Here is a 13,656-nt window from a genome sequence, read left to right as displayed (position 1 = left end):
TTATAAAAGAGACAAGGCTTCTTTATAATGGGTGCGGCAAACTGAAACATATCTATCGTTGCCGCCAATTTCAACCTGATTACCGTCATGAATTGCATTGCCATGCTCATCCGTTCGTAAAACACGGTTTGCTTTTCTACCACAATAGCATATGGTTTTAAGCTCAACTAATTTGTCAGCCCAAGCCAATAAGTACTGAGCTCCTTCAAATAACTCGCCTTTAAAGTCAGTGCGTAATCCATAACACAATACGGGTATATTCAACTTATCAACAACATCTGTTAAGGCATTAACCTGGGCTTTGCTCAAGAATTGGCATTCATCTACCAACAAGCAATCTAGCTTATTTTCATCGTTTAACCGTTCAACTAAACTAAACACATCTGTTTCTCTGTCATAGATATGTGCATCTGCTTCGAGGCCAATTCTAGAAGCCACTTTCCCTACTCCAGCCCTATTGTCTATGGCAGCGGTAAGAATGAGTGGTGTCATACCTCTTTCTCTGTAGTTAAAGGCAGACTGTAAAAGTGTTGTTGATTTTCCGGCATTCATCGCCGAGTAATAGAAATAAAGCTGAGCCATAATAGAACACTGAAAATAAATGTGGATGAGAGTCTACATAAAACTCGACTTGAATACTACGAGGGATAAGTTTCTATGGTATGTAAGACACTGAAAGAATCTGGCTCTGATGCCAACAAAGCAATTATGCTAAGGCTAATTAGGCAACTTGTTCTGTTATATCGACAATTTCAATCAGCTTCTGGTTAAGAATTTTCTTTGTGCAATTTGTACACTTGCCACATTGTGTACCAACACCAAGCTCTTTACTCAAATCACGCATACTTGTAGAACCAGACTCAATCGCCTGTTCAATTTTTGAATCAGTCACACCGTGGCAAATACAAATATACATTAGAGTTACCCTTTACTTTAAAAACTAGGTGAATTTTATTCTAAACAAAAACCATTATCAATAACAAACTGAGTATTTAATAAGAATTATTTTTATTGCTGCAACTATTGCTCTAGAGTGTGGTGCATATATAAGCAGTTAATGATGTAAAAGTGTATTAATCTAGCTCTGCTTAGATGACTATGCTAAATTTATGACCATAACGTTAACTATTGTTTTCGACAAAATTCATAATTTGATAATTATGAATTTTTGCTTGGTAGAGTTTAATGCATTTGAAGCCTTACTTTTTTTTTATCATTTCCTTATTTTTTATAAGTTTTAATACGTTTTCAAATCAGCAAATCTATCGCCTATCTACAGAAGAAGGCCTCTCTCAAGCAAATGTAAATAATATAATTCAAGACCCTCTTGGCTATATTTGGATTGCCACTGAGCAAGGCTTAAACCGATATGATGGTATTGATGTATCCCTACCGAAACAAATAAAAAACTTTCTCCACGAACAAATCTTTCATATCAATATGGTAGATGACACTTTTTTGTTCGTGTCTACCAGCTTTGACGGCAGCTACCTGATAAATGTTCATACTTTAGAAAAGAAAAAAATTTACTCCGGTAGGTTGTCTGATAGCCAGAGCTTTACTTCTCCAATTAATGCCATACTCAAGGTTGATAAAAATTTATACGCTGCAATTAATAATCATGTATATAGAATTAGCCTTGTCAGCTATGAGTCTCAGCTAATAGGCTCAGTTGAAACAGGGCAATCCATTAGAACTTTATTGTATCATGGCAAACACCTATTAGTAGGCGCCACTGATGGCCTTTATTCTCTATCTGCCGATGCAGAAGTTTTAACTAAGCATACTTTTTTAAAAGAACAAGAAGCCAATGAACTCAATCAGAATGTAAAGTTATTGAAGCTAGATGAAGAACTTGGCTTACTTATTGGCACAGTAGAGGGCTTATATGCCACACCAATACTTGATGTGGGTTTTGATTATGAACAAACTACAAACCTGATCGCGTCGTTGAATATCTGGGATCATGAATTAACCCCCTCAGGTGAATTTATCGCTACAGAGTTTGGCCTGTATAAATTTAATCGAAAGACAAAAGACCTGACAAAAGCACTAGCCCTAGATAAAACTGAATTTAAGCTGAATCAACCAAACATTCTGGCGCTTGAGCTAGACGCCAATAATGTACTTTGGATGGCAACGCATAATGGGGCATATTATTGGCCCTTATCTTCATTAATGTTTAACACAGTTAGCCAAACAGGCTCTGAGTTTATAAACAATAACGTATGGTCTATTTATCAACTTTCTGACGGTTCGATTTTATATGGTACCGACAATGGTGTTGTGCATATATCGTCTTTGAGTGAGCCCTCTGAGCCAAACTTTTATTTCCAGTCTCTAAATAAAAAGGATGTGTATGGCGCTAATGCGGTATACGAGATTTTTCAAACTGACATAGATTCTCAGCTTGTTTACTTGGATACATTTCAAGGATTAAAATTACTAGATCTAGAAACTAAAACAGTAACAAACCCATCGGTTGTAAAAAGCAGCGTAGAAGCACCGTTTGATTCTTTAAATAGCTCCTCAAAACGCATTAATAGTAAACAAATTGCTTTTTTAACTGAAAGCGATTACTACATATACGATACGTCAAACCAAACTGTAGTAACCGTAGAAGGCTTGGCTGAACAGTTACCAATAACGTCTGCTTACCGCTTCCTTGCTCCCCTTCCTACTAGGCCTGAGGATATAATTATAAGCACAATTAAAGGCTTATATGCATATTCAGTCGATTCGAAGGTCTTAACGCCAATTTTTGAATTTGACAATGCAAACGACAAAGTTTTCCAAGTCATTGATGACTGGGAGATTGTAAACGAAAGTCTTTGGTTAACTTCATCTCACCATGGCTTAATTGAATTAGACTTAGCCACTTTTAAAGTCATTAAATCGCTGAACGAAGACTATGGCTTAAATAAACAAGCTTTGTATGAAGTAATGTCTGATCCTTATGGCTTTCTTTGGTTTACGGCTCAATCAGGATTATTTCGCTACGAGTTAAACACTGGATTTCTCGAGAAATACACGATTAAAAACGGCTTACCAAATAATGAGTTTAATGCAGGCGCCAGTTTAAAACTAAATAATCAAACCTTTGTGTTTGGTACAGTGTCAGGTTTAACTTGGTTAAACACAGAAGACTTTATTGATTACAGTAACATAATCAAAACCCCTTTAAGTGTGACAGACATTAAACTCATGTCTTCAACGCTTAATTATAGCCCCTCATTTTTATTAGAAAATCCGCTCAAGTTGACTCATGAAGATGCTGGACTAGAAATTAAGTTCACGAATTTTGACTTTACTCAACAACGTATAAGCAAATTTAATGCTCGCATAAGTGGTGCTGAAGATGTTGTATTAAAAAACTTAGACAAAACTGAGTTATTTTTTCCAAAGCTAGCACCTGGAAATTATACCTTAACCATAAGTGAAACTAGGTTAGACGGTAACAGCGTTATAGAAAGTTTGACCATTCCGATAGAGGTTGAATACTACTTTCTAAACTCTCCAACATCGTGGCTAGTCTATTTTATTGTCGTGACTACACTATTACTGCTTTCATATAGGCAAGGAAAAAATAGACAAACAACCATTCAAAAAGCTCTGTTAGCTGTGACTACCTCAAAGCAGCAAACAGAGATGGCCTTAAAGTCTACTAAAAGTGGCACATGGAAGGTCGATTTAAACAAAGAGTTGATTTATCAGTACAGAAATAAAACATCAACAAGAGAATCAGGACAACAAAATGAGTTACCACTCAATCGTTTTATCGAACTGGTGCATCCAGAAGATAGACCAAAAGTATCTTCACAATGGGGGGCTTTATCAGCATCTAAAAACCCAAATATCAATTTAACCTATCGATTACAGAATCTAATCGGAGAATGGTTATGGTTTCAAGATATTGGCAAGGTAACAGAGTGGGATAATGAAGGTAATCCACGCATTGTATCCGGTATTTATTCAAATATTACCGACAGTAAAGCAACTAACTTACAAGCAAGCATATTAGGGCAAGCATTTTCACAAATTGATGAATGGTTGCTCATTTTAGACACCCAGCTTACTCCTATTTCAGTTAACCAGAGTTTTTGTGATGCATTTAGCTTAAATGAAAAAAATGCTTTAGATGACTTAACTTTTATGACATTTGCCAAGATCTTAGGCAAAAAGAAACTTAGGCAGCTTATCAATAAAATAAAAATATTAAATGCTAACCAAAACTTTAAGATGGAATTAACGGTTGAAACGAAAAATCACATTGTTAAACCAATCCATGTCAGTGTCAACGCCATTGCAAACGATGCTGGCGTGATTGAGCATTATGTTATTGTTATGTCTGATCTGACTGAGCAAAAGAAAGCTGAAAACGAGCTACGATATTTAGCAAATTATGACAGTTTAACTAATCTTCCTAACCGTAATTTAATGTTGCAACACATTGAATTTGCAATATTTGATGCGCAAAATAGCAGCTCAACATGTGCGTTATTATTTATTGATTTAGACAAGTTTAAACCGATTAATGATGCCTACGGACATCAAGTTGGTGATAAATTATTAATAAAAATTTCTGAAAGAATAAACGAACTATTACCAGAGCACTGTATTTTGGGCAGACAAAGCGGTGACGAATTTCTAGTTTTAGTCAAAGATGTGATAACCCCTGAAAGCTTAACCTCTTTAACATCAAACCTTATTTCCGTGTTACCAGAAAAGATTGATTTAGACGGAATATCTGTGAGTGTTTCAGCCAGTATCGGCGTGGCACTTTATCCATTTGATGCAAAATCATCAGAAGAGCTAATTCGACATGCTGATATAGCCATGTTTCAAGCTAAACAACTGGGTCGAAATGGCTATAAATACTTCACAACCTCTATGATCGAACAGTATAACCGCAAGATAGTGCTAGAAACCGCTTTGAAAACGGCATACAAAGACAGCGCTTTTTATAACCATTATCAACCAATCGTTAATACATCCAGTGGTAAAATGATAGGTGTTGAACTGCTTTTAAGGTGGCAGTTAGATGGCGAAAATATATCACCAGCAGACTTCATTCCGATTGCCGAAGAAACCGGGTTAATTGAGCTAATGACAGAACAAGCCCTAAAGCGAGCACTTTTTGAGCTTAAGCCCTTATTTGATAAGAATGACCAGTTTTATCTATCGCTGAACTTATCTCCTATCCATATCATTAGAGCTGAAACGGCTGAGAACTTGTGTAATATACTGACTTTTTACCAGTTACCAACGTCAAGACTGAGACTTGAAATTACAGAAACCTCGTTAATGGAAGATAAAGATAAGGCCAAGGCTTCGCTTAATATGTTAAAAGAAGCTGGCTTCAAACTCCTGCTTGATGACTTTGGTACAGGCTACTCCTCACTTACCTACTTAAATCAATTCCCTATTGATATTATTAAAATTGACCAATCTTTTGTGAGAAAAATGGATGAGCAGCATACTAATAAGTCGATTGTAAAAACCATCCACTCACTGGCACGTAATTTAAATATGTTTTGTATTGCAGAAGGGGTTGAAACACAAACTCAATTAAAATTCTTAACTGACTTGGGCTGTCACTATATGCAAGGCTACTTTTTCTCAAAACCTCAGCCTATTGAAGCACTATTAGAAAAGGATGAGAATACAACAAGCTGGAGATAATCTACCATTCTCCAGCTGTTAATTGCTAATTACATTTAAAAGAAACCAACAGCCTTTAGATTCTCACTTTTATTATGACTATTAGGTCAGGAACAAGCTTTTGATATGTATTTGGAGATAGCTTTATTAAGTAACTCAAACTCAATTGGTTTAGCTACAAAATCATTCATACCTACTTCTAAGCAACGCTTACGATCTTCATTATAAGCATTTGCAGTAATTGCAATGATATAAGGAGTGCCATAATTCAAAACTTGCTCTCTAATTCTTATCGTGCAACCAAAGCCATCTAGAACTGGCATTTGGCAGTCCATAAAGATTAAAGAGAAAGGTTTATCAGCTAACCTTTGCAGTGCTTCTTCGCCATTCGCAGCAGTAAAAACCTGGCAATTAAACTTTGCTAGCATCTTTGTGGCGACAATCTGATTCACCAGATTGTCTTCAACTAACAACACATCTTGACCATTAAGATCTGCAAGCTTCGTCGCTTCTTCTGTATTATTTTCTGGTGTAGATACATTGGCAGGAATACTTACAACAAAGGTACTCCCAACCCCTTCATTGCTTTCAAGCTCAATTGTTCCACCCATACGTTCAGCCAAACGCTTACAAATTGTTAAGCCTAATCCTGTGCCACCATATTTTCTCGTTGTTGACACATCAGCCTGAGTAAATTCACTAAATAGCAACTGCTGCTGTTGCTTAGAGATACCTATACCAGTGTCTTTTACAGAAATGAGTAAATGATTGTCTCGGTATTCAACTAATAGACTTACTTCACCTTCTTCAGTAAATTTAATTGCATTACTTAATAAGTTGTTCGTGATCTGCGTTACTCGAAGTGAATCTAATTCTAAAAATTCTGGTAAGTCAAATTTGGTCTGATAACTGAAATCTACCTGCTTTTGAGACACATAAGAGCGGTGAATTGCTGATAAATCATCAAATATTTTTACTGGGCTAATTGCACGAATGTCCAACTTTAAAGCCCCAGCTTCAATCTTAGAATAATCTAAAATGTCATTTAATATTAGAAGCAAGTTTTTAGCTGATGTTTGAATTATTCCTAACTGCTTTACATCATCTGAGCTACCTTCGCGCTCATTAATCAGTAACTCTGTTAGACCTATAATACCATTTAAAGGCGTTCTTATTTCATGGCTCATATTTGCCAAAAATTGACTCTTAGCCTTACTGGCATTTTTAGCATCCGCGACAGCTTCGGTCAGTTTTTTGGTTTTCTCGTTAACTTGCTGCTCTAACCTTAGATTAAACTCAGTAAGGCGTTCATTCAGTTTTTGGTTTTCAGAGTTTGCCATCTCCAGCTTAGTAAAACTAAGCGTTAAATTTTTCGTCAATTGAATGAATTGCTGCTGTAAGGTCAAAACTTCTAAAAAGTCATTGCCTTTTTCGTACCCATTATCACTTTGCTTACTTGGATCAAATTTATTGATTGCAGAACTCAGCGCTGTAATTGGGGCTACGAGTTGCTTAGTTAACACACCAATAATAAACCGACAAATAATGATAATAATAAGCGTCAGAAATAAAGGAGTAAGTAGAGAATTTATCGTTGTAATATTAACGTGCGCTCTGTCTAAAAAAGTAACGACTGTCCAACCTAACTTATAAGACACAAATACTTGTTGATAAAAAACATTGCCCTGCTTATCTGTATAAATATTTTGCTGTGGATTGGCTATTGAAGCGTAAGTTGTCGAGTCAAGCATATCTAAAGTGCTAAACTCATTTTCTAAAGAACTATAAACAACTTGATGTTTCGTATCTAATACAACTAATTCACCGTGGTGAGATAATAACGTTGGAATAAACTGCTCAAAAGACTCAAATTTAAGCGATGCCTCAAGTACGCCAACTAAAGAATCATATTCATAAACAGGCACCGACAAAGCTACAATAGGCTCATCACCAAAGCCTCGCCCTTTAAACACACTTGAGATATAACCTTCAGGGTGTTTGGGGGCTTCAATAAAATACTCTCGATCTGCTACACTAGGAAAGGCACCTACAAAACTATCACCCAATAATTGAGGGTAATAATTCAACACTTCAGCTTCAGGTGAAATATAGATACTGGTTCTAAAACCATCATGCATTTCAACTAACTGCTCGAGCGTTAAGTTAATATCAACACCTTGAGATATGCTATGTCCACTTATGCGTACAGCTCTAAGGTAGCTTTGTAAATAGTCATCGATTTGTTTATTAATATTCTCTGCAGAGTCTAACAACTTAGACTTCACTTCAGACTCTACTCTGCTGTAGTGGTTATTTGTTAAAACAATCGATGTCGTTACAATAATAAGTATAACCAGTAAATTAACTGTTCGATTGAGAATGGAGTAAAGTGGCAATTCCTGCCACCTCGCTTTATTTACAAATAGACTGGCCAAATCAACGACTGCTAGGCAGACAATCGCATTTACCAAGTATTTAGATAACGCAGTAAAGACCACTAAGTTTGGAAGTTGTAATTGAAAATGGCCAAGAAAATAAAGTAAAGGTAATCCGCATATTAGCCAAAATAGTATGCCTCGAAAAAACACCATTTTGCCTTTTAATAAAGCGAATTGATTCAACCAAATGATTTCAAGAAGAAAAACAATTGTCGGCCAAGAATGACCCCATCGATAGAAAATAAATGCTGTAACAATTGTCAGCACCAATAAGCTATGTCTAAAACCAATCGTTACCAATGCGCCAAGCACAAACGCTTGCCCAAAAAGAAACTCAGAGTTATCTAAGAACCATAAAGGTAAGAGATTGATAGCACCACCCAAGATACCCAACACAAATGCAAGGAAAATAGGTGAAATAGTTTTATTCAAAGCAAATTAAGACTGTTTTTTCTATGTATCAATAAAGTAAGATAAAAATCATTCTCTGCCAAGCATTCATTAAGTTAATGTTCAGGGCAATTATGACTTTCTACTTGAAGTACACACTGGGATACACCAAAAGTATTATTTAATACTTGCTCAACCTGCTCTCGACAAGATTGATCATGTAAATCAATTGTACAATGATGCTTTAAAACAATATGTGCACCAACAGCAACCTTATCATCGACTCGTGAAATGGTGACACTGTGTACACTTTCGACATGATCTGTCGTTAAGATTTTTTCTTCTATTTGATCAGAAGTGGGTAGATGCATTTCTTTGGTTAAAATTCCTTTTAAGCAAGTTTTCACTACTTTAAAACCCGTAAACATCACAAACAAAGAAATTAGCATGCTAGAGATAATATCAATGACCTGAAAACCAGTGAGGTAAATCAAGATGCTTGCAATAAATGTTGAGACCGTCGATAACAAATCGAAAAATGAATGAAGAAATACAGCATAAACATTGATGCTTTCTTTTCGGCCTTTATAAAGTACCCAAGCAGACAAGCCGTGAAATAAAAACCCTAACGCAGCTATCACTGACATAAGATAAGTATTAACCATCTCACCATTTCCGTCATGATGATGACTTAATCTTTCACTGCCTTCATACAAAATAACGACAGAAATCATCAAATAAAGCATGCCATTAATCAAGCCACCGGTGAATTCAGCTTTTTTATAACCATCGCTGTAGTTTTTAGCTAAGTGAACTGCGATAGAGGATGCGATGAGCGCGATAAAAAGAGAGCTATTATGAACAAACAAATGGCCTGCATCCGCCAATACAGCTAGAGAATTTGAATAGTACGCGCCTGCCAATTGGATCAACATGAAAGTACAGGTAATAGACAGAGCGATTAAAAGACGTCTTCTGGAAGCCTGGTGAGTAGTGATGTCAGTCATTTAAGAAGCGAGTACCTGAGCAAAGAGGAATGATATACAGTCGCAATTGTATCTTAAAATGCAGTCGTTGTGCACAAAAATATAGATACAAAACTTAGATATCTTAACTTTCCCACTCAGAATTTTGAGTAGTCTTATCCCCTATTTTGCTCAAAGTATCCTTGAAAGGATTACTCGGTTTATATTCACTCAATAAAAGAACAAAATGTGAAATTTGCTCTTCCGTAAACACTTTTTCTTCATAATGCTCGATTTTCGCGAGTAACTGACCTGTATGAAAGACATTATTCGGCATATTTGTTCTGAAGTCTGCTTCTTGGTCGAACACTATAAAGCCATGAATGTGCTCATCAATACCAAAGAGTTGCTTTACACCCGCAAGCTTCATTGGTAGTTGCCTACTTGGATTTGGAAAATTATTTCTGTCTTTTCCAATTTGCTCTGACCAAACTTCTGATGTCGTATCAGCGTAAATTCGGCCTGTTTGTGACTGGCAACTAATCACAAAAATACCGTAAGGAGATAAAACAAGCTCATCAATATCTGCCATACCACTCGGGATTGGTAAACTGATTTTGCTATACAGTGTATAGTCATCAACTGATAAATGTTTCATCAAATACTTATTGACCACCACGTAACTAAAGTGTTTAGTAAACATCTTCTTCGCACTTGGAAGAATATATTTAATAAAAATTAAGAGTAGTAACAATAAAATTAGCAAATACAGGTAATCAACAACATAGTAAAAAAGCGTATCTAACCCAGTCGTTGGAGTTTGGTATTTTTGCTCTGTGGCTAAGTGAGTAACCGTAGCAATTTGCTCGGTTTGAGATTTTGAGTTGTCATTTGACTGACTAGCGAGATTGACTTGAGTGCTTGTGTCATTTATTTCAGGCGACTCGTTTAACTCAGACCCTTTTGAGTTTGCATCTTGATGTTCAAGCTCCAAAGCGCCACTGTGTTGATCGGAGTTTAGCTGAGTAAGACTTATATCTTTGTTTTGTTGCCACTGCTGCTCAAACAACTCCTTAAATCTGGTTAATTCATTATTACAGCGTAATTTATTGATAGAGCTAAGTGGATTAGACAAGCAATAGCTAGGAGCAGTATAAAATGCTTCCCATGCTTGTTGTTTCATGTCATCTGAAAATAACCGTTGTGTTTGTGGTTTAGTTTGAATCTCTTGACTTGTTTTTATTTTTGCAGAATCTGAGAATTCAGTGTGTTGACAAAATCCTTCTAGCCTCTCTTGCAAACGGCCATAACGATTCCCTAGAGATTGAAGCTCAACACCTGTGGCAGTGCCCATTTTCACAGCAATGCTTTGATATTCTTTATAAAAGCGAGCACATTGCTCATCAGATAAATTTGACTGAAAAGCGGTAGAGGTAAACGAAATAACAACCAAAAAAAACAACGCGATTCTATTTGACATGTTTGTCCTTCAACTTGTTTAACCTATTTACCCTTGAAACCTTAAACTACAACTTCATTTTAGAACCAAATCATTAATTTTAATAGTTTAATTATTTTTTCCTAAGAGCCCACTCCTGATAAACGCCCTCACTTGTCATAGTGACAATCTTATTATCCAACGATTTAATATCCAAATTTGTGCTCCCCAGAGATAAAGTTTCACTATGCCATGTAAATATCTCTTTTCCAGAGTAAGTATCCCACAAAGATATATTGGTTTTAGGAGTGGTCGTTATCAATATTCGAGCACCATCATAAAATTGCCCACTTCTAAACCATCTGAATCTAGCGGTATAAATTAGTTTAGATAATAATTCTCCATTATCTAGCTTGTGAATTTGTTGGTTGTCTAAGACATCCGAAACAAATAGCTTGTTACTCTGTTCATCAATAATGAGTGAACTTATTCTTGTATTCAATTGTTTTGAGAAACGTTTTTCTAGGTTATTCACTGATGACTTAACGACTTTGCCATCGGTTCCACTCGTTACAACATAACTATCAGCGCTATTGAAATAAATATGGTTAACCGTACCTTCATGTATTTTTTTCTTAAGCGATGAGTTACTTGCTTTGTTATAAAGAAAAACGGTCCCATCTGTCATGCCAACAGCAATAATCCCACCATAACGTGACAAGTTTATTGAAGAGATTTTTGCTAGAGGCTCGTCGCTTTGTACTTTTAAAGTACCAATCTGAACACCGTGTTCTAAATCCCAAAAATCTACATGATTTGCGCCACTAAGAAGTAGAAGGTTTTCGGATTTTTTGAAAAAAGTAGCCCTTAAGTCTTCTGGTGTTTTTGAAGCAGGCAAAGTAAATATCTTTTGCTTGCTATTAATTTGCCATATATTGACTAGCCTCTTTTCATCAATCACCAATAACTGCTCTAAGTCATCAGAAAATTGTGCTTTATAAACAAGCCCTTGGCTAAAACGATGATTACTTAACTGCTCTACCTCATACTGGATAGGCTCTTCACATCCAACTAACAATAACATCAATATCGTGATTACAGCCCCTGTAGGTTTTATCATGTAACCTCCTATTACAGTTTATTCAACTGAGTTAGATCCCACTTTTCAACCATCGCATCAGAGTTAACTGTCAACAATTCTCCTTTGTCGTTGCTGTGCATTGCTAAAATTGTAGCTGAAGGAGTTTGTACTTCACTAGTCCAAGTCCCTAGTTCTTCTCCCGTTACTGTATCCCAAAATGTTAAATGGTTTTTAGATGATGAGGTAGCTAATATATTGGCATAATTAATAAAATAAGCCTGTCTAAAGACCATAAAACGCGCCATATATTTAAGCTGAACATGCGCATTTTCGCCTTTCTTAGATTTGATGAACTGTGTTTTTAATGCATCAGAAACAAATAAACGCTCTTTTTGTTCGTCCATAGCAAGTGTTGTGATCCTATGTGAGAACTCCTGCTCTGTTAATGGTTCGGGAGAAGCAAAAACTCGATGGGCCAACAAACCATCTTGTGATGCTGACCAATAATGATCATTATCTGTGAACATAATATGGGTGACAGGTCTTGTGTGAGGTTTAAAGCGGTTATTTAATCTTGTAGAAATAGTCGCCATATTAATGACACCATCAGACATACCTACAATTAATTTGTCGTTGTCATCCGAAATTGCAATAGACGATATGGTGGCAAGAGTTTGCAGACCTGCGAAATTTGTTTTCCCAATTAACGCTTTTCCAACAACCGACCATATTGCAACTTCATTTTCATTGGCAACAATCAGTATAGTTCCGTCTGAAGAAAGTCTTGCAAGTCTGGTGTTCTCCAATTGCTCCTTTTTAGCGATCTGAAACTCTATTGAAAAATCATTAGCATTTAAAACAACAACTTGCCCATCAAAATCTAATGTCATTAACAATCCACCTTGCTTTGCAAATTGAGCATTGAGTAACTGCCGCTCATTGAGATCTGATATAACACCTTGTTGCAAGACAACCTCTCTATCACAACCAGATAAAGTAATGATGATAAAAATGCAGAAAATAGTGAAATAATGCAAAACAAACCTCAAGACAAAGCCGAAAACCCGACACAGACATGCAATTTTAGTGCTGAAAATAAAATTAAATATGAATGATGTGATTGTATGTTTTATGAATAGATAAAAATAGCTAGAGTTTAAACAATTGGTAAATTAAACGAAGAAAGCCAATCTATGAGACTGGCAAAGGTTAATGACTCTAGCATTAATAAAGTTAGCACCATTTATTGTTACGGTTATGCGCCTAACTTTTGTAGATTAATATTATAGTTAGGAACAACAATGTTTATGACTCAATCAATGCAAACTTTAATCGAATTCAACAGCAAACATTATGCGTCCTTGCCTTGTAGTCTCCTTGGTCAATCCTTGTCAATAAAACGCGATTACCATCCTTGCGAAGTTGCGAATAGTGGCCATTCCTTGATTACCTCAACCATTCCTTGATTGCTCTAACCATTCCTTGATTGCTCTAACCATTCCTTGATTGCTCTAACCATTCCTTGATTGCTCTAACCTTTCCTTGATTGCTCTAACCTTTCCTTGATTGCTCTAACCTTTCCTTGATTGCTCTAACCTTTCCTTGATTGCTCTAACCTTTCCTTGATTACCTTAACCATTCCTTGATTACCTTAGCCATTCCTTGATTACTTTAACCATTCCT

At 36.1% G+C, this 13,656-nt stretch carries 8 protein-coding genes; 1 reads left to right on the top strand and 7 read right to left on the bottom strand.

Going from position 1 to position 13,656, the window contains the following annotated elements; all coding sequences use genetic code 11:
• Both ABMY35_RS14785 and ABMY35_RS14780 read right to left on the bottom strand, forming a co-directional pair.
• The gene (locus tag ABMY35_RS14785) at positions 1 to 582 is read right to left on the bottom strand and encodes a thymidine kinase (RefSeq protein ID WP_138479602.1); all 582 of its coding nucleotides are present in this window, start codon (positions 580 to 582) and stop codon (positions 1 to 3) included.
• Between the two features lie 139 nt (positions 583 to 721).
• Complete coding sequence (locus tag ABMY35_RS14780) at positions 722 to 916, bottom strand: bacterioferritin-associated ferredoxin (RefSeq protein ID WP_349286917.1); 195 nt, start codon at positions 914 to 916, stop codon at positions 722 to 724.
• A gap of 269 nt (positions 917 to 1,185) precedes the next feature.
• On the opposite strand from ABMY35_RS14780, the gene ABMY35_RS14775 reads away from it, so the two are divergent.
• Positions 1,186 to 5,682, top strand: coding sequence for an EAL domain-containing protein (locus tag ABMY35_RS14775; RefSeq protein ID WP_349286916.1), 4,497 nt, complete (start codon positions 1,186 to 1,188; stop codon positions 5,680 to 5,682).
• An 86-nt stretch (positions 5,683 to 5,768) separates the two neighbouring features.
• Here the strand turns inward: ABMY35_RS14775 and ABMY35_RS14770 are convergent, their stop codons facing one another.
• The 5 genes from ABMY35_RS14770 to ABMY35_RS14750 all read right to left on the bottom strand — a co-directional run bounded on the left by ABMY35_RS14770 (position 5,769) and on the right by ABMY35_RS14750 (position 12,941).
• Positions 5,769 to 8,531, bottom strand: a complete 2,763-nt coding sequence (locus tag ABMY35_RS14770; RefSeq protein WP_349286915.1) for an ATP-binding protein — start codon at positions 8,529 to 8,531, stop codon at positions 5,769 to 5,771.
• Positions 8,532 to 8,605: 74 nt separating this feature from the next.
• The gene (locus ABMY35_RS14765) at positions 8,606 to 9,496 is read right to left on the bottom strand and encodes a cation diffusion facilitator family transporter (protein WP_349286914.1); all 891 of its coding nucleotides are present in this window, start codon (positions 9,494 to 9,496) and stop codon (positions 8,606 to 8,608) included.
• A gap of 103 nt (positions 9,497 to 9,599) precedes the next feature.
• Positions 9,600 to 10,934, bottom strand: coding sequence for a nuclease-related domain-containing protein (locus ABMY35_RS14760; RefSeq protein ID WP_349286913.1), 1,335 nt, complete (start codon positions 10,932 to 10,934; stop codon positions 9,600 to 9,602).
• Between the two features lie 91 nt (positions 10,935 to 11,025).
• Positions 11,026 to 12,012: a hypothetical protein gene (locus tag ABMY35_RS14755; protein ID WP_349286912.1), complete on the bottom strand. Its 987-nt coding sequence runs from the start codon at positions 12,010 to 12,012 to the stop codon at positions 11,026 to 11,028.
• An 11-nt stretch (positions 12,013 to 12,023) separates the two neighbouring features.
• Positions 12,024 to 12,941, bottom strand: coding sequence for a WD40 repeat domain-containing protein (locus ABMY35_RS14750; RefSeq protein ID WP_349286911.1), 918 nt, complete (start codon positions 12,939 to 12,941; stop codon positions 12,024 to 12,026).
• Positions 12,942 to 13,656 lie beyond the last annotated feature (715 nt).

It is taken from the genome of Pseudoalteromonas sp. BZB3 (assembly GCF_040104455.1).
Taxonomy (GTDB): Bacteria; Pseudomonadota; Gammaproteobacteria; order Enterobacterales; family Alteromonadaceae; genus Pseudoalteromonas.
Note: the sequence above shows the minus strand (reverse complement) of the source record. Positions and strands in the feature narration are given on the sequence as shown.

What these genes read in the sequence shown, in the direction of transcription:
- ABMY35_RS14765 (WP_349286914.1), bottom strand. Translation starts at nt 9,496, where the DNA reads ATGACTGACATCACTACTCACCAGGCTTCCAGAAGACGTCTTTTAATC.
- ABMY35_RS14760 (WP_349286913.1), bottom strand. Translation starts at nt 10,934, where the DNA reads ATGTCAAATAGAATCGCGTTGTTTTTTTTGGTTGTTATTTCGTTTACC.
- ABMY35_RS14780 (WP_349286917.1), bottom strand. Translation starts at nt 916, where the DNA reads ATGTATATTTGTATTTGCCACGGTGTGACTGATTCAAAAATTGAACAG.
- ABMY35_RS14775 (WP_349286916.1), top strand. Translation starts at nt 1,186, where the DNA reads ATGCATTTGAAGCCTTACTTTTTTTTTATCATTTCCTTATTTTTTATA.
- ABMY35_RS14785 (WP_138479602.1), bottom strand. Translation starts at nt 582, where the DNA reads ATGGCTCAGCTTTATTTCTATTACTCGGCGATGAATGCCGGAAAATCA.
- ABMY35_RS14755 (WP_349286912.1), bottom strand. Translation starts at nt 12,012, where the DNA reads ATGATAAAACCTACAGGGGCTGTAATCACGATATTGATGTTATTGTTA.